This is a genomic window from Mycobacterium sherrisii, from assembly GCF_002102355.1.
Lineage (GTDB): Bacteria > Actinomycetota > Actinomycetes > Mycobacteriales > Mycobacteriaceae > Mycobacterium > Mycobacterium sherrisii.
The window spans coordinates 25,585-46,962 of the sequence record NZ_LQPT01000045.1 but is presented as its reverse complement, the minus strand read 5'-3'; the positions used below and the strand labels follow the sequence as shown (position 1 = coordinate 46,962).

21 protein-coding genes are annotated in these 21,378 nt (G+C 67.7%); 12 read left to right on the top strand and 9 right to left on the bottom strand.

Annotated features, from left to right (window positions below):
* The 7 genes from yidD to AWC25_RS08485 all read left to right on the top strand — a co-directional run bounded on the left by yidD (nucleotide 1) and on the right by AWC25_RS08485 (nucleotide 5,912).
* A complete protein-coding gene (gene yidD, locus AWC25_RS08515; RefSeq protein WP_142278742.1) occupies nucleotides 1–354 on the top strand; it encodes a membrane protein insertion efficiency factor YidD in 354 nt (117 codons plus the stop codon).
* Nucleotides 338–1,438, top strand: coding sequence for a membrane protein insertase YidC (gene yidC, locus AWC25_RS08510; RefSeq protein ID WP_085166627.1), 1,101 nt, complete (start codon nucleotides 338–340; stop codon nucleotides 1,436–1,438). Before yidD ends, yidC begins: the two co-directional genes overlap by 17 nt.
* Before the next feature lie 77 nt (nucleotides 1,439–1,515).
* Nucleotides 1,516–2,088 carry a Jag family protein gene (locus AWC25_RS08505; RefSeq protein WP_069401512.1) on the top strand — a complete coding sequence of 191 codons (573 nt, stop codon included), beginning with the start codon at nucleotides 1,516–1,518 and terminating at the stop codon, nucleotides 2,086–2,088.
* A gap of 57 nt (nucleotides 2,089–2,145) precedes the next feature.
* Complete coding sequence (rsmG, locus tag AWC25_RS08500; RefSeq protein WP_085166626.1) at nucleotides 2,146–2,889, top strand: 16S rRNA (guanine(527)-N(7))-methyltransferase RsmG; 744 nt, start codon at nucleotides 2,146–2,148, stop codon at nucleotides 2,887–2,889.
* The gene (locus AWC25_RS08495; protein WP_084229439.1) at nucleotides 2,886–3,857 is read left to right on the top strand and encodes a ParA family protein; all 972 of its coding nucleotides are present in this window, start codon (nucleotides 2,886–2,888) and stop codon (nucleotides 3,855–3,857) included. Before rsmG ends, AWC25_RS08495 begins: the two co-directional genes overlap by 4 nt.
* A 23-nt stretch (nucleotides 3,858–3,880) precedes the next feature.
* A complete protein-coding gene (locus AWC25_RS08490) occupies nucleotides 3,881–4,864 on the top strand; it encodes a ParB/RepB/Spo0J family partition protein (protein ID WP_085166625.1) in 984 nt (327 codons plus the stop codon).
* Between the two features lie 295 nt (nucleotides 4,865–5,159).
* The gene (locus AWC25_RS08485) at nucleotides 5,160–5,912 is read left to right on the top strand and encodes an acetyltransferase (protein WP_069401460.1); all 753 of its coding nucleotides are present in this window, start codon (nucleotides 5,160–5,162) and stop codon (nucleotides 5,910–5,912) included.
* Here the strand turns inward: AWC25_RS08485 and AWC25_RS08480 are convergent.
* The 8 genes from AWC25_RS08480 to AWC25_RS08445 form a co-directional block, all read right to left on the bottom strand.
* Nucleotides 5,909–7,129, bottom strand: a complete 1,221-nt coding sequence (locus AWC25_RS08480) for an N-acetylmuramoyl-L-alanine amidase (RefSeq protein WP_069401461.1) — start codon at nucleotides 7,127–7,129, stop codon at nucleotides 5,909–5,911. The genes AWC25_RS08485 and AWC25_RS08480 overlap by 4 nt on opposite strands.
* Nucleotides 7,130–7,259: 130 nt before the next feature.
* Nucleotides 7,260–7,613, bottom strand: coding sequence for a thioredoxin (trxA, locus tag AWC25_RS08475; RefSeq protein WP_069401462.1), 354 nt, complete (start codon nucleotides 7,611–7,613; stop codon nucleotides 7,260–7,262).
* On the bottom strand, nucleotides 7,610–8,614 hold the full coding sequence (gene trxB / locus AWC25_RS08470) for a thioredoxin-disulfide reductase (RefSeq protein ID WP_085166624.1): 1,005 nt from the start codon (nucleotides 8,612–8,614) through the stop codon (nucleotides 7,610–7,612). The genes trxA and trxB overlap by 4 nt, the downstream gene beginning before the upstream one ends.
* Nucleotides 8,615–8,704: 90 nt before the next feature.
* Entirely contained in the window at nucleotides 8,705–9,481 is a 777-nt protein-coding gene (locus AWC25_RS08465) for an anti-sigma factor (RefSeq protein ID WP_069401464.1), read from the bottom strand.
* Nucleotides 9,441–10,112 carry an RNA polymerase sigma factor SigM gene (sigM, locus tag AWC25_RS08460; RefSeq protein WP_084229440.1) on the bottom strand — a complete coding sequence of 224 codons (672 nt, stop codon included), beginning with the start codon at nucleotides 10,110–10,112 and terminating at the stop codon, nucleotides 9,441–9,443. Before sigM ends, AWC25_RS08465 begins: the two co-directional genes overlap by 41 nt.
* Before the next feature lie 61 nt (nucleotides 10,113–10,173).
* Nucleotides 10,174–13,788, bottom strand: coding sequence for a murein biosynthesis integral membrane protein MurJ (locus AWC25_RS08455; protein ID WP_069401465.1), 3,615 nt, complete (start codon nucleotides 13,786–13,788; stop codon nucleotides 10,174–10,176).
* A complete protein-coding gene (locus AWC25_RS08450) occupies nucleotides 13,785–16,184 on the bottom strand; it encodes a DUF6049 family protein (RefSeq protein ID WP_069401466.1) in 2,400 nt (799 codons plus the stop codon). The genes AWC25_RS08455 and AWC25_RS08450 overlap by 4 nt, the downstream gene beginning before the upstream one ends.
* Nucleotides 16,181–16,924, bottom strand: coding sequence for an NUDIX hydrolase (locus AWC25_RS08445; protein WP_069401467.1), 744 nt, complete (start codon nucleotides 16,922–16,924; stop codon nucleotides 16,181–16,183). Before AWC25_RS08445 ends, AWC25_RS08450 begins: the two co-directional genes overlap by 4 nt.
* A gap of 192 nt (nucleotides 16,925–17,116) precedes the next feature.
* Here AWC25_RS08445 and AWC25_RS08440 point away from each other — a divergent pair, with 192 nt between their 5' ends.
* On the top strand, nucleotides 17,117–18,571 hold the full coding sequence (locus tag AWC25_RS08440) for a CCA tRNA nucleotidyltransferase (protein WP_085166623.1): 1,455 nt from the start codon (nucleotides 17,117–17,119) through the stop codon (nucleotides 18,569–18,571).
* 167 nt (nucleotides 18,572–18,738) lie between these two features.
* On the opposite strand, the gene AWC25_RS08435 is transcribed toward AWC25_RS08440, so the two are convergent.
* Nucleotides 18,739–19,056 (bottom strand): protein kinase domain-containing protein, encoded by a 318-nt coding sequence (locus tag AWC25_RS08435; protein ID WP_372513435.1) that lies wholly within the window; start codon nucleotides 19,054–19,056, stop codon nucleotides 18,739–18,741.
* 59 nt (nucleotides 19,057–19,115) lie between these two features.
* Between AWC25_RS08435 and AWC25_RS08430 the strand changes: the two genes are divergently transcribed.
* The 4 genes from AWC25_RS08430 (at nucleotide 19,116) to AWC25_RS08415 (ending at nucleotide 21,360) form a co-directional block, all read left to right on the top strand.
* On the top strand, nucleotides 19,116–19,625 hold the full coding sequence (locus tag AWC25_RS08430; protein WP_069401470.1) for a pullulanase: 510 nt from the start codon (nucleotides 19,116–19,118) through the stop codon (nucleotides 19,623–19,625).
* A 158-nt stretch (nucleotides 19,626–19,783) separates the two neighbouring features.
* Complete coding sequence (locus tag AWC25_RS08425; protein ID WP_069401471.1) at nucleotides 19,784–20,110, top strand: WXG100 family type VII secretion target; 327 nt, start codon at nucleotides 19,784–19,786, stop codon at nucleotides 20,108–20,110.
* A gap of 66 nt (nucleotides 20,111–20,176) precedes the next feature.
* Nucleotides 20,177–20,467 (top strand): WXG100 family type VII secretion target, encoded by a 291-nt coding sequence (locus AWC25_RS08420; protein ID WP_069401472.1) that lies wholly within the window; start codon nucleotides 20,177–20,179, stop codon nucleotides 20,465–20,467.
* A 59-nt stretch (nucleotides 20,468–20,526) separates the two neighbouring features.
* The gene (locus AWC25_RS08415; RefSeq protein WP_069401473.1) at nucleotides 20,527–21,360 is read left to right on the top strand and encodes an ESX secretion-associated protein EspG; all 834 of its coding nucleotides are present in this window, start codon (nucleotides 20,527–20,529) and stop codon (nucleotides 21,358–21,360) included.
* Nucleotides 21,361–21,378: the final 18 nt, after the last annotated feature.

Below are 21,378 nucleotides of genomic sequence, written 5' to 3'. Positions count from 1 at the left end.
GTGACGGCGCCGGCGGGCCAGCGCGTAGCCGGAGCGGGCGCGACCATCGTGCGCGGGCTGGTGTTCGCGATTCAGCTGTACCGGCACATGGTGTCGCCGCTGCGCCCGCCAACATGTCGTTTCATGCCGACCTGTAGTCAGTACGCCGTCGAAGCCCTCACCGAGTACGGCTTGTTTCGGGGAAGTTGGCTGGCGGTAATCAGGCTGGCCAAGTGTGGACCATGGCATCGGGGAGGATGGGATCCAATACCCGAGCGCGCCCCGGTAGAACGGGGCGGGCGGGTGATCGGTGCAGACACCAGCGCCGTCGGGGACGCCCCGGCGCCGCGAGGGGAGAGTGGATCTTTTGTTTGACGTGTTCAGCCTCGACTTCGTCTACTACCCCGTGTCGTGGATCATGTGGGTTTGGTACAAGTTGTTCGGGGCGTTGCTGGGACCCTCGAACTTCTTCGCCTGGGCCCTGTCGGTGATGTTCCTGGTGTTCACCCTGCGGGCATTGCTGTATAAGCCGTTCGTGCGGCAGATCCGCACCACCCGCCAGATGCAGGAACTGCAGCCCCAGATCAAGGCGCTGCAGAAGAAGTACGGCAAGGACCGTCAGCGGATGGCGCTCGAAATGCAGAAGCTGCAACGCGAGCACGGGTTCAATCCGATCCTCGGCTGCCTACCGATGCTCGCCCAAATTCCGGTGTTCCTGGGGCTCTATCACGTGTTGCGTTCGTTCAATCGGACCACGGGCGGGTTCGGTCAGCCGCAGATGTCGGTGGCGCAGAATCGCGCGACGGGCAACTACATGTTCAGCCCGGTCGACGTCGGGCAGTTCCTGGATGCGAATTTGTTCGGCGCCCCGATCGGCGCGTCGATGACGCAACGCACCGGGTTGGACGCCTTCATCGACTTCAGCCGCCCAGCCGTGATCGCGGTGGGCGCGCCGGTCATGATCTTGGCGGGCATCGCGACCTACTTCAACAGCCGGGCATCGATTGCGCGGCAGAGCGCGGAGGCCGCGGCAAATCCACAGACGGCAATGATGAACAAGCTTGCGCTGTACGTCTTTCCGCTCGGTGTGGTGGTCGGCGGCCCGTTCCTTCCGATCGCAATCATCCTGTACTGGTTCTCGAACAACATCTGGACGTTCGGTCAGCAGCATTACGTGTTCAGCATGATCGAGAAAGAGGACGAGGCCAGGAAGCAGGAGGCTCTGCAGCGGCGCGCGGCCAACGCTCCGCAGCCGGGCGCCAAACCGAAACGAAAGGGCGCACCGGCGAACGGGAACGCCGCGCCGCCCGATGAGGCGCCCGGCTCGGACGCCGGCGGCGACGGTAAATCCACGGGAAGTACTGCCGGACCCGATGCTTCCGGCGCTGACGGCGCGGCGAACCGGACGCCCGGCCAGACACCGAGGCCGGGGGCTAGACCCAAGAAACGGAAGCGGTAACGCCACAGCTTTACCGGGCCGTCGCCGAAGAGTGACTCGAAAGAGACAGGGACGGACCCATGGATGAGGGAGAGAAGATGACGGACGCTGACACCACCGAGCGGGACGTGGAGCCGCAGCCGGCGGTTGAGGATGCAACCGACGACACGGCCGAGGCGGCCGGCGGCGCCGACGAGACCGACGACCTCGAAGAGCGGTTGGTCGCCGAGGGCGAGATCGCCGGCGACTACCTCGAGGAGCTCTTGGACCTGTTGGACTTCGACGGCGACATCGACCTCGACGTCGAAGGAAACCGGGCGGTCGTGAGCATTGACGGCAGCGACGACCTCAACAAGTTGGTCGGTCGGGGCGGTGAGGTGCTCGATGCACTGCAGGAGCTGACCCGGCTGGCGGTGCATCAGAAGACCGGGGTGCGGAGTCGGCTGATGTTGGACATCGCGAGCTGGCGCCGTCGGCGCCGCGAGGAGCTGGCTGCCTTGGGCGACAAGGTGGCCCGACGGGTGCTGGAAACCGGGGAGCGCGAAGAACTGAAGCCGATGACGCCGTTCGAGCGGAAGATCGTCCACGATGCCGTCGCCGCCGTCGACGGGGTGCACAGCGAGAGCGAAGGCGTGGAGCCGTCGCGTCGCGTCGTCGTCCTGCACGACTGACCACCCGGGATTACAGCGGTGTAGTTCGCCGCACTGTAGGTCCCACGACCGGAGGAAATGTTTCACGTGAAACATGGCGGGGATGTTGATCCGGAGGAAGCGATCGTGGGCCGCGCCGCCACGGCACCCGACCCGGTGCCGCCGGCGGCGACCGAGGTCTTCGGCACTCGGCTCCGTGTCGCCGTGCAGTATGCGGAGGTGCTCGCTGCGGCGGGGGTGGAGCGCGGGCTGCTCGGTCCGCGAGAAGTAGATCGGATCTGGGAGCGCCACATACTGAACAGCGCGGCGGTGGGCGAGCTGCTCGCGGAGGGCGAGCGCGTGGTCGATATCGGCAGCGGCGCGGGGCTGCCCGGGATACCGCTGGCGATCGCCAGACCGGATCTGAACGTCGTCTTGCTCGAGCCGCTACTGCGCCGGAGCGAGTTTCTCAAGGAGACGGTTCTGGAACTAGGGTTGACCGTCGAGGTGGTGCGCGGCCGCGCCGAGGAGCCGTGGGTCCGGCGGCAGTGGGGCGATCGGGATGCCGCGGTGTCGCGGGCGGTCGCCGCGCTGGACAAGCTGACGAAGTGGAGCATGCCGTTGCTACGCCCGGGCGGACGGATGATCGCGATCAAGGGGGAGCGCGCCCCAGAGGAAGTCGAGCAACATCGGCGTGTGATGACGGCACTGGACTCAGTAGATGTCAGGGTGGTGACATGTGGCGCGAGCTATTTGCGTCCGCCCGCAACCGTGGTGGTAGCACGGCGCGCAGCACGGTCGCGACGCGGATCGACAGCACGGGCGGACAGGAGAAGGCCATGAGCTCGCCCCAGGATTGTGCGGACGGTGCGGGGCCGCAGGGCACGCCAGCCGCGCCGACGCAACCGCCGCAGACGGCGAATCAGTCCGCCGATGTTTCACGTGAAACATCGAACGAATTCGACACGCCAATCGGCGCCGCCGCCGAACGGGCGATGCGGGTCCTGCACACCACGTATCCGCCGCTGCCTAGGCCGTCCCACCGCCGAGTGTTCACCGTGGCGAACCAGAAGGGTGGCGTCGGGAAGACGACCACTGCGGTAAACCTCGCGGCCGCGCTTGCATTGCAGGGTTTGAAGACTCTCGTTATCGACCTCGACCCGCAGGGCAACGCCAGCACCGCGCTCGGCATCACCGACCGCCAGTCGGGCACGCCATCCTCATACGAGGTGTTGCTGGGGGAGGAGACGCTGGAGTCCGCGCTGCGGCGTAGCCCGCACAGCGACCGGTTGTACTGCGTGCCCGCGACCATCGATCTGGCCGGCGCCGAGATCGAGTTGGTGAGCATGGTGGCGCGAGAGAACCGGTTGCGCACCGCCCTCGCGGAGCTCGAACGATTCGACTTCGACTACGTCTTCGTGGACTGCCCGCCCTCGCTGGGGCTGCTCACCATCAACGCGCTCGTCGCCGCCCCCGAGGTGATGATCCCCATCCAGTGTGAGTACTACGCCCTGGAGGGTGTGTCTCAGTTGATGCGGAACATCGAGATGGTGAAGGCCCACCTCAATCCCCGGCTGGACGTAACCACGGTGGTGCTCACCATGTACGACGGCCGAACCAAGCTCGCCGATCAGGTCGCCGAGGAGGTCCGCCGCTACTTCGGCAGCAAGGTGCTGCGGACCGTCATCCCGCGCAGCGTGAAGGTCTCCGAAGCGCCGGGCTACAGCATGACAATCATCGATTACGACCCCGGCTCGCGCGGGGCGATGAGCTATCTGGACGCGAGTCGTGAACTCGCACAGCGCGATTAATTTCCGTTCGTGAAGGGACCACAATGACGCAGCCGTCACGCAGGAAGGGTGGCCTCGGCCGGGGCCTGGCTTCGCTGATCCCCACCGGCCCCGCCGAGGGGGACTCGGGTCCCGCGACCCTGGGCCCGCGAATGGGCGACGCGGCCGCCGACGTGCTGATCGGCGGGCCCGGTCCGAGTGTGAACGAAATGGGCGCGGTATATCGGGAGATTGCGCCGTCCGACATCGAGCCCAACCCGCGCCAGCCGCGCCAGGTGTTCGACGACGAGGCCTTGGCGGAGTTGGTGCACTCGATCCGAGAATTCGGCCTGTTGCAACCCATCGTGGTGCGGGCCGTGTCCGGATCGCCCAGCGGTGCCCGTTACCAGTTGGTGATGGGGGAGCGCCGTTGGCGTGCTGCGCAAGCCGCCGGCCTGGCCACCCTGCCCGCGATCGTGCGAGAGACGACCGACGACAATTTGTTGCGCGATGCCCTCTTGGAGAACATCCACCGGGCCCAGTTGAACCCCTTGGAAGAGGCGGCGGCCTACCAGCAGCTGCTCGACGAGTTCGGGGTTACCCACGACGAACTCGCGGCCCGGATCGGCCGATCACGACCGTTGATCACCAACATGATCCGGTTGCTCAAGCTCCCGATTCCGGTGCAGCGTCGCGTGGCGGCAGGGGTGCTGTCCGCCGGCCACGCCCGCGCGTTGTTGTCGTTGGAGGCGGGGCCGGAGGCGCAGGAGGAACTGGCGACCCGCATCGTCGCCGAGGGCCTGTCGGTGCGCGCCACCGAGGAGGCGGTGACGCTGGCCAACCGCGGCGACGCGACGCCGTCCACGGCGCCGCGCCGCAAGCCAATTCAGATGCCGGGCCTACAAGATGTCGCCGAGCGGCTGTCGAATGCGTTCGAAACCCGCGTGACGGTCAGCCTCGGCAAGCGCAAGGGAAAGATCGTCGTCGAATTCGCCTCGGTCGAGGATTTGCAGCGAATCATCGACGCGATGGACCCGCCCAAGGCGTGACCGGTCACCCGCTGTAATTACGTCACTGTGACACAGCACGGGGTTGGCGGGCATACCGCCCCGCCCCGAACCCCGCGATCAGACGGAGATCCATTGTGCACCAAATGATTTCGCGTCATCGCGGTGCCCCGCGACGCGGTCCGGGCCGATTTTGCGACCGGGATGACGTGGCAGGGTCAACACTGGCCCGGGACCGACAAACTCTCCTATCCTGGAGAGGTTCGTGGTGCACATCGGGCTGGAAACAGCCGGTTCGCGGCGATCGGCCGCGGTACGCACGGAGGCCAGGAGGCTAGTGTCTGCTCGAATCACGCCACTGCGGCTCGAGGCCTTCGAGCAGCTTCCCAAACATGCGCGCCGGTGCGTGTATTGGGAGGTGGATCCCGCGACGCTTGGCGACCAGGACCATCTGGCCGATCCAGAATTTGAAAAGGAAGCCTGGCTGTCGATGGTAATGCTCGAATGGGGCTCGTGCGGCCAGGTCGCGACGGCGATCCCCGACGAACGGAGTCAGTCCGAGCCACCGTGTCTGGGCTACGTCCTGTACGCCCCACCGGGGGCGGTACCGCGGGCGCGTCGGTTCCCGACCGCCCCGGTGTCGGCCGATGCCGTGTTGCTGACATCCATGGGTATCGAACTCGGAAACGACACAGACGATTTGGCGCACAGCCTGCTTGCCCAGGTGATCGACGAATTGATGCGCCGCGGTGTCCGGGCCTTGGAAGCCTTCGGCCGGACCCCGGCGGTGTCGGAGCTATCCGATCCGCGGCTGGCCGACCCCGCCACCCGGCCCGTGCTGGAATCGCTGTGCGACTGCTCGGTGGAGCGCTGCATCATCGACGCCGAATTCTTGCAAGACGTCGGTTTCGTTGTGGTAGCACCTCATTCGTACTTCCCGCGGCTTCGGCTCGAGCTCGACAAGGGATTGGGTTGGAAGGCCGAGGTGGAGGCCGCACTGGAGCGGTTGCTGGCGAATGCTCAGCTGCAGCAGCCGGTCGGGGCGGGGTCAGTTGCGGGAAATACGTTGCAGAACAAGAAGAATGGTTAAGATCCGCCGAGGCGGGTGGTCCGTTCCACGGACAGTTCGTGGGCAAGCAACTCCGCGAACGTGAAAGTGCCGGTGGGCCGGTCGTTTTTGCCGAGCAAGTACAGGCGTTTGACCGCGGCGAGGATCCCCTCGGCAATCGCGTCCCGGGTTTGGGTCGAGATCAGCCGCTCCCGGTCACCGGGGTTGGTGATGTAACCGACGTCAACCTGGACGGTGGGCATCCTGGTCAAGCGCAGCAGATCCCAGGTGCGCCCATGGGTCCGGCAGTCCCGCAATCCGGTGCGGGCCACCACTTCACGCTGAATGAAGTCGGCAAGGTTACGCCCGATCGTCGATACCGAGCCGTGCGAGTTGCCGAAGTGAAACGAGGCCACACCATTGGCCGAGGGGCTGCGCTGCGACTCGCAGCGCAGGCTGATCATCAGGTCCGCGCCCACGTTGTTGGCGGTCGCGGCCCGCTCGGCGTCCGACGGGCTGCGGTTGGTAGGCCGGGACAAAAATGTCTCCATGCCGATGGCCGTCATCCGGCCTTCAAGCCGACTGGCCAAGTCCCACAAGATATCTGCTTCGCTAATTGGGCCGCCGGGACCCTGCGCGATCAGCCCGTGGTCGTCGCCGCCGCGGCCCGGGTCGATGATGATCCGTTTGCCGGACAGGCGCGGACCCGACCGCCGGACCAGCTCTTCTTCCCGGATGGCGTGGGGCGAACCGCCGCTGACTCGTGAACTCAGAAAGTACAAGGAGCGCAACGTCTCCGGGCCGCAGATTCCGTCCGCGGACAGGCCGTACTCACGCTGATAGGACATCAATGCGTTGTGCGTTTGCAGACCGAAATGCCCGTCGACCAGACCGGTGTAGAAACCGAGATCTTGCAGCCGGGCCTGCAGCGTGGCGACGTCATCACCGTAGAGCGGTGCCCCGAACTGGTGATACAGGGTGCGCGCGCCGAGCCGGTAGGAGGCTTCTTTGAGTGCCCGGTAGGTGGCCTCGCCGACGATGCCGTCCACGAGCAATCCGCGGTGCTGCTGAAAAGCCCTTACGGCCTGGTCGAGTTGCGAATCGAAGACGTCCGGGGCAACCTGGCGGCCGGTGCTCAAGTCGTCCCCCGAGTTGTCCAGTAACCCCAAAGCGGCTAAGGACGCCCGGATTTCGGTCACAGCTGCGCTGCGGTCACCACAGCGCAACGCGTCGCCGTTTTCGCGGCGCGGACTCGACATACCAAGGGCCCTCCGGGACATCCTGACAGGCTGACAAAAGCATTACAGCTAATCGGTATTGTCGCAGATACTTCTTGATTTTCGGAAAACCCCAGGCCGAACGGCGGGGCACCGCTCAGGCGGATCGATGTCAGGTCAGGTTGGGGACCGCGTCCGACAACTCACGCAACAGCGCAGCCTTACCCTTGGCCCCGACGATCCGCTTGACCGGCTGGCCGTCCTTGAACAGGATCATCGTCGGGATCGACACCACCTGGAAGTCGCGCGCCGTCTCCGGGTTGGCGTCGACGTCGAGTTTGGCGACGGTCAGCTGATCCGAGCGCTCGGCAGCGATCTCCTCGAGAACCGGGGCGACCATCTTGCACGGTCCGCACCAGGTCGCCCAAAAATCAACCAACACAGGCTTGTCGCTGGACAAGACATCGCTGGAAAAAGACGCGTCGGAGACTTCCTTTGTGGCTCCGGCTTTTTCGGCATCGCTCATCGTGGTGCTCCAATCAGATTGGTACTGTCCGCATTCCCGGCTTCCGGCTCCCCGGCCTCGTCGTGTTCGGCCAGCCAGCGCTCTGCGTCAATCGCTGCGGCGCAACCGCTTCCGGCCGCCGTGATCGCCTGGCGGTAGCTGCGGTCGACCAAGTCGCCCGCGGCGAACACACCCTCAACCGTCGTGTATGTGGTGTGGCCCTTGACCTGAACGTAGCCGTCGGCGTCGGTGTCAAGGACGTCGCGCACCAGAGCCGACCGCGGATCGTGACCGATCGCGACGAATACGCCCGTCACCGGCAACACGGTCTCTTCGCCGGTTATGTTGTCGCGCAACCGCAATCCGGTCACCGTCGTGTCGCCTTCCACCGCGACCACGCTCTGGTTGGTCTTGAACGTGATCTTGTCGTTGGAGCGCGCACGGTCCAACATGATCTTGGAGGCTCGGAATTCGTCGCGCCGGTGCACCAGAGTCACGCTGCGGGCGAACCGGGTCAAGAACGTCGCCTCTTCCATTGCTGAGTCGCCGCCACCGATCACCGCGATGTCCTGGTCGCGGAAGAAAAACCCGTCGCAGGTGGCGCACGCGCTCACCCCGCGGCCCAGCAACTCCTGCTCGCCGGGCACCCGCAGGTACCGCGCGGCGGCACCCATCGCCAAGATCACCGACCGCGCCTTGAAGGTTTCGCCCTCGGCGGTGGTGACCGATTTGATCGGGCCCTGCAACGACACCGATTCGACGTCCTCCATCCGCAAGTCCGCCCCAAAGCGCAGGGCCTGCTCGCGCATCTGGTCCATCAGCTCGGGGCCGGTGATGCCATCGCGGAAACCGGGGTAGTTCTCCACCTCGGTCGTCGTCATCAACGCCCCGCCGAAGGACGTCCCCTCGAAGACGAGCGGCGCCAGTTGCGCGCGGGCGGTGTAGAGAGCGGCGGTATACCCGGCCGGACCCGAACCGATGATGATGACGTCGTGAATCTTGTCATGGGCGGTGTCGGTCATGGGTGCCTTTCCGGTGCGGATGCTTCAACCGTGTCGAACGCCAGCGTAGGCGCGGCTGTTCCCGGCCGTGTCGCGCAACACGTCACCACTCTAAGGGCGCGGAATCTGGGTGCTGGCCAACAGCCCGGTGTCGGCGGCGCTGCAGTTCAGGGCCACCGCGAAGACCGCCAGGTCGGTTGGTGTATCCGCGGGGAGAACCAGCAGTACACCGGGGCGTGCATTGATCTCGACCGGCCGCGCCCCGAGCACCGGAGTGGCGGCGGGATACCCCAACCCGGCCAGGCAGGACGCTCGTCGGGATGCGTCGGAGAGCGGACCGTAGTCGGGAGTGCGACCGAGTAGCCCGCTGATCTCGGCCGCCGACAGCGGGATCGTCATCGGTGGTGTCGACACCGTGATGTGCTCGATGGTCGTCGGCGTGCTTGGCGCCGCGGGCTGCTCGTGCAGCAGGGCGGCCGTGCCGAAGGCCACCGCGGCGAGGGCCGCGCCGATACCGGCCAGCCCCGCGAAGATTTTGGCCGGACGGATGCCCGGACGCGCCGAGTGAGCCGCCGTTGCGGCGTGGTCGTCGCGCAGCGCGCCGGCGATCCGGGCGGTCATGGTGGCGGGTGGCTCCGGCGCCGATTGCGGATCCGCGCCGACCGCGGCGACGTCGCGGCGCACCTGGTGCAAGGCCTGCAGCACGCGTTGGGCGTCCGGGTCGTCGCGAACCTGCCGGCGCACCCGGGCCGCCGTGTCGTCATCCAGCAGACCGGCCTGCAGGTCGGCGAGCAGCTCCACGCTCGGCGCCGGTTCTGACCCCGGTGACCCGTGCGGGTCCGGCTGGTCAGTCTCCGGTAGGTTCGCGGGGTTTTCCGTGTCGCCCATCCACCCCAGTCTCCGTCATGCCCAGGGCGAGGGTGGGCTCCGGCCCTGGCCGCGGACCCGGGGGGCGCGCCGGGGTGTGAGTGCCGGCGTCGAGATAACCGAGCAGTTCGGCCAGCCGCACTCGGCCGCGGGCGCACCGGCTCTTGACGGTGCCTTCCGCGACACCCAGCAGCGCCGCGGTGTCGGCGATCGAGTAGCCCTGCATGTCGACCGCCACGATGGTGGCCCGCTGCTCGACCGGCAGGCGCAGCAGCGCCCGTTGCACCATCATCGCGGTCTCGACCTGACCCGTGCGGTCCGGCACCGGGTACACATCCTCGAGCGGCGCGGTGCGGTGAGACCTGGTGCGGCGCAGCCGATCCAGGCAGGCGTTGACCACAATCCGGTGCAGCCAGCTGCCGACCGCGGCGTCGTAGCGAAACGAACCGGCACCCCGGTGTGCGGACAGCATGGCCTCCTGCAGGGCGTCCTCGGCGTCTTCGGGAGTGCGGCTGGTCAGCCGGGCCAGGCGGTGCAGCTGGCGGCGGTGACGGTGGAAAAGCTCGCCGAAGGCGTAGCGGTCACCGGCGACGTGGGCCGCGAGCAGCTCGGCGTCGCTGCGGTGCTGCCGTGTCTGTTCGCCGATGCCCACGGGCGGACACTAACCAATCGGTGATCCGCCAGCACTTCACTTGACCGCGGAGCTGTGAGTCTCAGGAGGCCGCCTGGATGGTGATGTTCGAAAGCTCCGAGCGGTTCTTTCCGTCGGTGTTGCCCAGGGTGGTGATCCACACCAACACGTTCGACGTCTTCGCGCCCGCGCGCACCGGGATGGTGTTGTGCCCCGGCTTGAGCGCGGTGGCCGGCACCAGCAGGGAAGTGTCTTCCAGCCGGCTCGGTGTCGGGGTGGACGAGGAGCGGATCTCGACCTTGGTGCCGGTGCTGGGGGTGTCGACGGACACCGCGCCGACCACCGTCGGGCTCGGCAACTGCAACATCAACCCGACCCCGTTCTTGAAGCTGGGGAAGGGCACGGCGTCGGTGTAGATGTCGGTCTGCCAGCCGGTGGTGGAGTTACCGTCGATGGCCATGCCCGCCTGGCCCGGGTTGTCGGCCTCCCCGTCGGGGGAGTAGACCGTGGCCCGGATGGGTTTGACGACACTTCCCGACGGCGCGGCACTCGCCGACGACGACGCACTCGACGAAGTCGGTCCATTGAGCCCGAGCTCGTCCTTGTTCAGGCCGCCGCCGACGTTGCCGAAGATCTTGCTGACGATCGAGGCCAGCACCAGCAGCGCGACCACGATCACGGCGATCGCCGCGGCGCCACCGATCAGCAGGTTGCGCCGTCGCCGCGCCAGCGTCGCATACTCGTCGCGTTCCACCGGTGCAGCGGGCGGCGGCGGCGGGGAATCGTCGACCGGACCCAGCACCTCGGTCCGGTCAGCGACCGCGGTAGCCTGCTGCAGCAAATTCAAAAGCGTTGAAGCGCTGCGGATTCCGCCGTCTTCCTGCGCTGCCCGGACGGCTACCGCGGAGACCTGGAAAGGAATGTCGCGGTCGATGGTGCTGGGCTCCACGGGAAGGCCCGACGCGTCCCGCTCGGCCGGCGCGAGCCCGCTGCGCACCCCGGACTCGGGCAGCGGCCAGCGGTTGACCAGCAGCGCGTACAGCGAGGCGCCGATGCCGCGGATGTCGTCCTCGGGATTGGCGTCCGGCATGGTCGCCGGATAGGCCAGCACGACGTCGCCGTCGATGCTGACCCGGATGCGGCTGGGGTGATCGATCGACAGGGCCACCCCGGCACGGTGGGCGGCGTCGGCGGCCGCGGCCAGTGACTGCATGGCGCGGACCGCGCCCAGCGGTGACGGAGCGGTGTCGGCCACCTCCTGCAGCGAGCCGCCGCGAATCCACTCCGCGACCACCAGGCCGCCCTGCTGGCTGTGCACGACGTCGAGCACCCGGGCAATGCCCGGCTTGTCGATCCGGCTGAGCCGCAGCGTGCGGGACAGGATCTCCTGCAACACGTCGCCGGGCAGACTGCCGTCGGGGTCGACGAAGGTGAGCGCCACCTGGCGGTCCAGGGCCGTGTCGAGTGCCTGCCAGAACTGCAGCGGCGGCGCACCGCCATGGAAGACCAGCAACCGGTACCGGCCGCCGGCGATCCGGGCGCCGGGAACTAGATGGGCATCGTCGCCGGGCGACTCTGCACCGCGATCGCGCGACGCGTCGGCCGGCATCGAGCCGCGGCCCGCGTCGCCGACGGCCCCGCCATTGCGCTGGTCAGGCGGTTGCGGAAACGCCGGGCCCGGCTCCCGGGCGGTCGGGATTTCCGGCTGGAAGTCACCGGCAGCGGCGCGCGGCCGGTCGCCGCCGGCTCCGGGGCCGGGTGCGGCGCTTTCGACGGGGCGATCGGTCACCTCCGGTCCTTTCATCAGCCGGGCATTCCCTGCTCGTTCCGGAGGCCTACGCCGGATCGGCTCCTGGACCGCATTGACCCCCGGCGGGGACGAATTCCTCTGCTCAGGGTACGTGACCGGGCGGCGGTGAGACGATGCCCGGGGCGTAGCCGTCGCGCGGGATGGCGGGGCCGTGCGGAAGCCCCCGCCGACGCGGCGCCGGACCGCGGCCACGACCGCCAGCGCCTCCGGCACCTGCGCGCGGACCATGACCGTCGCCATGATCGGCAACATGAGGCACCCGAGGATCAGCAGCCGCAGCAGCGAGCCGGCCGCACCGCCGTGCGCCGTCAACTCGGCCAGCCCCAGCAGCCGATCGACGACATGCGCGATCAGCCCGCCCAGCATCGACGCGACGGTGGTCACCAGGACCGTTCGCACCTCCGTCCGTCCGACCAGATGGCCGCCGGCCGGCAACAGCGTGTGACGCAGCAGGACATAGCCGACGATCGCGCCGGCCAGAAAGCCGATGCCGTTGGCCAGCCCGAGGAAACCCGCCACCAGTTGTGGGTCGTCGATGACGTGCGGGGCCAGCACCGAGCCGGCGATCTTGACGGCGGTGATGACGAGGATGATCACGATCGGCGTCCAGGGCTGCTCGCGCGCGTAGAAGACGCGCAGCTGCAACAGCACCAGGCCGTAGGGGATCAGCGTGAACGCCGACAGCGCGATCGCGGCACCCAGGTAGCCGGCGTCGGTGCCGCCGAAGTGCCCGTAGGCGAACAACGCGCTGCCGATCGCGGGCCCACCGACGGTCATGAACGCCACGATCGGAATGAGAGTGATCAACGTCAGCCGGGTGGCCAGCGATAGGTCGGCCAACACGGCCCCGGTGTCGTTGGCTGCGGCGTTGCGACTCAACCGCGGCATCACCACGGTCAGCACCGTCACGCCGATCATGCCGAACGGCAGCATCAACACCAGCCAGGTGTAGTTGTAGATCGCCGGGCCGGAAGCCGCTGCGGTACTGGCGATTTGGTTGCCCACCACCAAGCCGAGCTGACTGATCAGCACGTAGAGCACCATGGCCGCGGCCATGGTGCCGAACCGCTTGAGCCGCTCGTCGATGCCCCACAGCGGCCGTAGGCTCACGCGTTCACGCCGCAGCGCGACCAGCAGCACGGCGGTCTGTGCGAATACGCCCAACGTGGTGCCGATACCGAGGACCAGCAGCTTGGCGTTGCCCATCCGGACAGGGTCGACCGAAAGTTGGCCGGGGACAACCAAATACACTGCCAACGTCAGCAGCGCGACGACATTGTTGACGACCGGGGCCCACGCGGTGGGCCCAAAGACGTTGCGAGTGTTCAGGATTGCCATGAACACCGAGGTAAGGCCGTAGGCCAGCACCTGGGGGAGCAGCAAATAGGCGAACGCGGTGGTGAGCGGCTCGTTGACTTGCGGGTCGCGGCCGAGCATCAGCCGAACCAGCAGCGGCGCGGCGGCCACCGACACCACCGTCGCGAACAACAGCAGCGTGGTCGTCACCGTCACCAGTCGGCGCACGAACGCCGCGCCGCCGTCGGGGTCGCTCTGCTCGGCGCGGGCCAGCACCGGCACGAAGATGGCGGTGAACGTCGCCTCCAGTACGAGCGCGGCGACCAGGTTCGGCAACTGATTGGCCACCGAGAAGGCGCTCGACAGTGCCGCACCCAGGATGGCGGCCAGCACCACGATCCGGCCGAAGCCGGTGATCCGGCTGACCAGTGTCGCGAAGGCCATCGCCCACGACCGGGAGACCAGCGCGGAGTCGGACAGTTCCACCCGCCGCGTGGGCAGTTCGGTTACCGGCGGCAGCGGTCCGGTCGGTGGCGGCTGATGCCGCCGCGGCGGCTGGTGTGCAGGGGGCCGCCGGTAGGCGGGGTTCATACTCGGTGCTCTTCGTCCACGCGAGCGCCGACACCGTGCCGGTCGGGTGGCTGCTGGTGCGGTGGGTCGGGACGGTCCAGGTCGGCACGGTCCGGTTGACCCCGGAACCGGTGCCACAGCCGTCGGCCAGCGAGGACGAACAGCACCGCGGCGGCGGTCAGGGTGATCGCAAAGAGCACCTTGCCGTAGGCGTTGGAGTGCACCGACAAACGCACCGGTTCGCCCAGTCGGGTGCCGTCCGGGGTGCGCAGCGTGACGTCGATGGCGACGCGCTGGGTGAAGTTCACTTCGATCGGCACCCGCAACGGCAGATAGCCAGGGGGCAACTCGATCTGCCCGACGTCGGTCACGGTCATCCCGGGCGGCGCGTCGACCTGCAGGCGGACCTTGATCGGGACGGCGAGGCCGTTGTGCAGGGCCAGCGGCAACGGGCTGTGCTCGGTCGCCAGGGTGTAGGAGCCGCCCGGGTTCACGATCGTCACCGCGCCGAACAAGTCGTTGATCGTGGTGCCGACCACCTGCAGCCGTTGCCTGGCCAACTCGTTGCGGCCGTCGGGCGGATCCGACTGGCTCAACGCGCGCAGCATGTCCTCGCGCAGCGGGGCGGTGTACTGGACGCCGGTTAATCCGGTGCGTTCATCGGTGCTCAATGCCGCGGTCAGCCGCCACAGCCGGCCGGTCTGACCGTTGATGTCGGTGGTGACGGTCTCGGTGAAGCGGCCACGACCCGGGCCGGAAGCCATCGGCGGCGCGCCGGGCTCGGTCCGCGCGGCGGCCTCGGCGATCACGGCGCCGAGCGGGCGGGGCACGCCGAGTCCGGACCGGATGGTGGTTGCCAGCGCCGTGAGGATGACCTGCGCATCGTCGGCCTGCAGGTTCCAGGTTGCCGGTGGGACCAGGAGCTGGGTGCGTGGCGGGGCGTCGTGGTCCAGGGCATGCCAGAACATGGAACCCAGGGCGTCCTGGCGGCGCGCGGTGTTGGAGTCATGCGTGAGCCGGACGGTCAGCGACGGGTCCAGATAGGTGGGCACGCTGGGGTCATTACCCGCTCCGGCCAGCGCCGCACCCACGGCGGGATCGAACGGCGCCAGCACCACCTGCGGGGATAGCCGCCGGGGAGTGGTGTCGACGTTGCCCGATCCGTCGGCGGAGGACTGGGAATCCTTGGCGACCAAATCGGCCGCGGCGATCGCCACCGTGCTGTTGTTGGCGTTGAGCAGATCGACCGCACCGGCGGTGAGCGGACCGTCGGGCAGCAGCGTGGCGCCGCGGGCGGACGAAACGTCAAGGATTCGGTCGACGATGTCACCCACGCTGGTGGTGGCGACGGCACTGAGTCGCGGATCGTTGACCCGCTGCAGGGCGTCCAGGTCGGCCTGCGCGTAGGGCAGCGGGGTCACGCAGACGCGGTGAGCCAGCGCCCGCAATCGGTTCAGCCAGCCCGTCGCCGCGCCCTGGCCACCGCCGGGGTGGGTGGGTGTGCCCGGTTGCTGGGCCGGCCCGTCGGGGGAGTTGGACACCACGTATCCGGCGGTCATCGCGTTGACGGTGACCAGCAGATCCGGATCGACGGCCAGGCACAAGGCGCGGCCCACGGCGCCGTCGGGATCGACGTCATGGCTGGCGGCGACCTCGGCAGCGGATAGCAAGATGTCCAGCCGGCCGCCGGTGCCCAGCGAGGTGGCCAGGTCGTCGTCGACCAGTCGGACCGGGACGGTGCCACCGGGTTGCCCCGGGGCCAGCCGGGGGCGGTCGGCCAGCGGCCACAGCATGGTCACCCAGACGGGTTTCGACGTGTCGGGTGCCACCGCGGATTCCAGGGAGTCGGCGCGGTCGGGCGGCACTCCGATCACCGGCAGCAGGAACCGCGCGTTGTCGAGCCGGGCGGGCGCCCCGTAATCGGGTGTGCCGTTGACGTTGACCAGCAGCGGATAGATGCCCGGCTGTTTGATGCCCAGCGACGGCTTGTTCAACGAGCGCAGCGGCGCGGACAGGGTGAAGCCGACCTCCTGCCCGCGCTGCAGTTCGGGCGCGATGGTCAGGAAATCGGCCGCCGGCTGGTACTGGTCGGTGGCGCCGTCCAGTGACGTGCGCAGCCCGACCGAGGTGTCCACCGCGGCGGCATGTTCGAGCCGCACCATCACGTCCCGGACGGGGCGGTCGCCGATGTTGGCCACCATTCCGCTGACCGTGACGACCGGCGGACTGGTGGTGGTGACCACGTCCGGGGTGACCTGATCGATGCGGACGCGGATGAACGGCGTCGACCCGGGTTCGTCGGCGACGGCGTGCGGCACGCCGGCGGGTCCGGTGAGCAGCACCGTAAACCCGGCCACCAGGGCCACCACGGCGGCCAGCCGCAACCAGCCGGTCCAGCAGGAGCGCGGCGCGGTCACGACCCTGGCCCGTGGCCATTGCTGCGGCCGGGGGGTTTGTTGTCGGAATGGCGGGTGCGCGAGTGGGTCTGCGGATTGCGCCGCGGCGTGCTGGGCGGCAGCGGCGGGAGCGCGGCGGGCCCGTCGCTTTGCAGCTTGCCGATCAGTTCGTCGGCAACCTGGGCCAGGCGGCGCTCGTCGGCGTAGGCCAGCCGCGACGGCAGCTCCCGCATCGGCACCCACGCGACCTCGGCGACCTCGAGGTCCTCGTCGGACAGCTCGCCGCCGGAGAAACGCATTAGATAATGGTGCACGGTCTTGTGCACGCGGCGACCATCGGTGACGAACCAATAGTCGATACGGCCCAGCGCCGCCAGCACGCTGCCCCGGATCCCGGTCTCTTCGGCGACCTCGCGGATGGCGGTCTGTTCCGCGGTCTCGCCCTGTTCGATGTGCCCCTTGGGTAGCGACCACAGCATCCGGCCGCGGCGGTCGATCCGGCCGATCAGGGCCGCCACCTGCGCGTCTCGCGGGCCGTCGATGCCGTCGATGACCAGCCCGCCCGCGGAGGTCTCGTGTACGGTGCGCAGCCGTTCGGGCATCCCGCGTTGCGTGCGAGACCGGCGCCGGTTGCTCGTCTTACTTGCCGGGGGGTCGGCGGTTACCTTGGTTTCGGAGTCCTTGTCGGAGGCTTTGGCGCCGCCACGACGCCGACGGCGCCCGCGGCGCCGACGTGGTTTGGCCTGTTCGCCATCCGACACCCAAGCGATAGTAGCTGGCACGAACGGGTCTTCCGGACATACTCGCCGCCGATGGCGCGCGGCGGCGGTGCCCGTGCCCTCGGGTTGTTCACCGGGCCGTCCCGGCCCGCATCGTCACCCGTGGGGGTTGTTGGTCGGGTTCCTCACCGGGCCGTCCCGGCCCGCATCGTCACCCGACTAGGCTGACCGAACGTGTCCGACGCCGCCCAAGATGTGGAGCTGCTGGCTTCAGCTGCCGTCACCCTGAACCGGCATGCCGAGGTGCTGCGCGAGCTGGGCACGTTGTTCGAGGCCGCGGGGCACCAGTTGTATCTGGTCGGCGGATCGGTACGAGATGCTTTGTTACGCAGGCTGAGTCCGGATCTGGATTTCACCACCAGCGCCCGACCGGAGCAGATCCAGCAGATCGTTCGCGGGTGGTCCGATGCGGTGTGGGACACCGGCATCGCATTCGGCACCGTGGGTGTCGGCAAGGGCGAGCTCCGGCTGGAGATCACCACCTTCCGCGCGGACAGCTACGACCAGGTGTCGCGGAATCCTGAGGTGCAATTCGGTGATCGCCTCGAGGACGACTTGGTGCGCCGAGATTTCACGGCCAACGCGATGGCGGTGCGCATCACGGCAGCCGGCCCGGGTGACTTCGTGGATCCGCTCGGCGGTCTGGCCGCGCTGCGCGCCCGGGTGCTCGACACCCCGGCCGCGCCCGAGGTGTCCTTCGGCGACGACCCGTTGCGGATGCTGCGCGCGGCGCGGTTTGTCGCGCAACTCGGATTCACCATCGCCCCCCGGGTACGGATGGCGATCGAACAGATGGCGCCGCAGCTGGCCCGGATCAGCGCCGAACGGGTGGCCGTCGAACTGGACAAGCTGCTATTGGGAACCGACCCGGTGGCCGGGATCGACCTGATCGTGCAGACCGGAATGGGTGACGTCGTCCTGCCCGAGGTCGGGGGCATGCAGATGGCCATCGACGAACACCACCAGCACAAGGACGTCTACCAACATTCGCTGACCGTGCTGCGTCAGGCCATCGCCCTGGAAGACCCACCCCCAGAAGGGGGCCCAGATCTGGTGCTGCGCTGGGCCGCGCTGCTGCATGACATCGGCAAGCCGGCGACCCGACGCCACGAGCCGGATGGTGGTGTCAGCTTCCACCACCACGAGGTCGTCGGCGCGAAAATGGTCCGCAAACGGCTGCGGGCACTTAAGTACTCCAAGCAGATGGTTGACGACGTCTCCCAGCTGGTCTATCTGCACCTGCGGTTCCATGGCTACGGCGACGGAAAGTGGACCGACTCGGCGGTGCGCCGCTATGTCACCGACGCCGGGCCGCTGCTGCCCCGCTTGCACAAGTTGGTGCGTGCCGACTGCACCACCCGCAACAAGCGCCGGGCCGCCCGGCTGCAGGCAAACTACGACCGCCTCGAGGCGCGCATCGCCGAGTTGGCCGCGCAGGAGGACCTGGCCCGGGTACGCCCGGACCTGGACGGCAACCGGATCATGGAGCTGCTCGGCATCCCGGCGGGACCACAGGTCGGGGAGGCGTGGCGCTTTCTGAAGGAGCTGCGATTGGACCGCGGGCCGCTTGCCGAAGAAGAGGCGACCGCGCAGCTGCTGGCCTGGTGGCAGGCCCGCGGCAACGCCTGACCGGCCCCGCCGTTCGCCGTCCAGCGTCCCGTGCGGCCCGCCGATCGGTTCTGGGATTTGCCCATGCCGTTGGGCGTGGTCTACGCGGTGCGCCACCCGCGTTTGCCGCGGCTGGAGGCGTTCAAGATCTGCGGTGTCGTCCACGGGTCGCGCAATACCGAAGTCGCTCAACAGGATTCGCGGGCGCCGCCGTCATCGGGCCGGCTGATCACGATGCCGCCCGGTTTGACATCGCGGTGCAGCAGCCCGCGGTGATGCGCGCGGTCCAATGCCGCGGCGACCGCGGTCACAGTCGCCACCACATCCCCCCGGGGCATTCCACCCGGGTAGTGCTGATCCAGCAGCGCGCGGATATCAGGGCCGTTGGCATAGTCCATGGCCATCCACAGCTGGCCGTCGAATTCGCCGCGGTCGTGCACGCCGACGATATGTGGATGCCACAGACTGCCCGCCAGCTCGGCGTGGTTCGCCCGCCTGGCTGGCATAGCGCGAGCCAACAAGACCGGTTGGGAACTGGCCGCGATCGAGACGCGTCGGAAAGGTTGTGGATTACTGCTTGGCAGCGGACGACGGCTCCGCGGCATTCTGGCACGGACAACCCGACCTCGACCTCGACCACGACGGTCGACTGGAATCAATCGGTCTGGATTTCGACCATGACGGGCTGCGCGACGACGCCCTGGGCGATTTCGACGGCGACGGTGTCGTCGACCACGCCGTGCTCGACCTCGACAACGACGGCACCCCCGAGGCGTACTTCACCGACGACGGTACGGGGACCTGGGCCGTTGCCGCGGATCGGGGCGGGGGCCTGCGATGGTATGGGCTCGACGGCAGCGAGCACACCGGCGGTCCGCTAGTCGACTTCGACGGACGGGGCCACCCCGACGACCGGCTGGTGGACAGCGACGGCGACGGCCTGGCCGACCGGGTGCTGTGTACAGATGAGACGGGTGTGACCGGTTATGTGGACACCGACGGCGATGGGCGGTGGGACGTCCGGTTGACCGATACCGACGGCGACGGTGCGGCCGACGGCGCCGGCACGCTTTGAGAAAGCCTGAAAAGGCCTGACAAGGCGTTTTGCGGTCGCCGCCCCGGGGTAATTCGACGCCTGTATAGCAGCCGAGAACTGAAGTGACAACGTGCAATACCTGTCTAGACTGCTATCCATATCCCAGGTCGGGGAGCTTAAGGAATCGAGGGAGAAACATGGCGGGGACGACAGTTGTCACTCCGGAACTATTACGCAGTGCAAAACAGCGCATCGAAGCGCGACTGGAAGAGGCAGCCGCGATTGCCAATCAGTATTTGAGTGGCCATGAAAACATTGTCAGTGCCACCGGGTGGGCCGGCCAAGCCGGCTCGACCTCGCTGAACACGGCCGGCCAAATCGCCAATGACCTGCATCAGGTCATGACAGGCGGCAACCGTCTGGCACATGGCCTTGGCCAGACGGCAACGCTGATGGAACATCACGAAGCGGATTCCGCCCACAGCCTCAATGGCGTGTTCGGCGGCGGTGTGCAGTCGACCTAGTTTGACCTGTCGTTCGACGTGTCACCCGAGACATTTACAGACCTATTTAGTTAAGGACCAACGAACATGGCAGATCAAATTGTTTACAACCACGCCGCCGTCAGTGGGTTGTCGGGCGATATTGCGGCGCAGGCGTCACAGTTGATGGAAATCCACGACGACGTCCTGCACATCACCCAACAGCTGGCCGAGTTCTTCCAGGGCCACGGTGCGACGACGTTCTTCGATGCGCAACAACAGATGTTGCGTGGGTTGCAGGACATGATCCAAACCGTCAGCCTGCACGGGCACACCGTAAACACGGTGCACGAGAACGCGATAACCACCGATCACAACACGAGCCTGTTCTTCGCATAGTCCCGGCTTTGCGGGGCGCACGCGAGCGTGCGCCCCGCGCCTGGCTTTAAGGGAAGACCGTGCTAACCACCTCCCTGGACGGCCTGTGGGTTCTGCAGGTACTCACCGGCATCGAGGTCCTCGCTCCCGAAATGGGGCTGCGGCCCCACCTGCCCAGCGTCGAGCCGAAGCACAAGGCGCTGCAACATCCGGTGACGCCCGAGCTGCGGGCCGCCGGGGTCGTCGACGAGACAGACTCCGTCGACGGAACCATCGTCGAATGGCTGACGGTGTTGTCCCGCCGCGACATCGGGCTGATGATCCACTTCCGACTGCCCGGCGACGGTGAGCCCACCCGCGCACTGCTGGCCCGGTTCGCGCATTGGTGGGTCTCCATCGAGCGCTCGGGAGACCTGGTTCGCATCAGCGGGGCGGGCATCGCGAGCAACGAGAGCGCCGCCGGCGCTGCGCTCAGCGCACAGATCGAACGCCTCTGCGGCGCAAGCGATCCCGCGCCGCTGCGACCCGTGACGCTGGACGTGGACGCGCTGCGCGTCGCGGCCACCGACCAGAACCGTCTGCAGGAATTCCTGGCTGGCCAGGGCCTCGAGCCCGACCAGCTGCACCTGCTGAGACTGGCCACCGACACCGACCAGTCGGCCCAGGCGTCCATTGTGGCCATTCAGTCGGGGGTGGATAACGGCCGACCGACCCGCACCCACATCGATCAGGGCGCGGTGACGATCATCGATACACCGGAAGGCCGGCTCGTCGCCGAACATGTTCCGTCCGCGGGTAAGCAGTGGATGATCATCGCCCCGGGCACAAAGAACAACATCGGATCTGCGATCAGCCACATGATGCGGCGGCTGCCCGCCCACCAAGAATGGTATTCGTACCGAAAAGTCGTGTAGTCGAAAGGTAACGCGAAA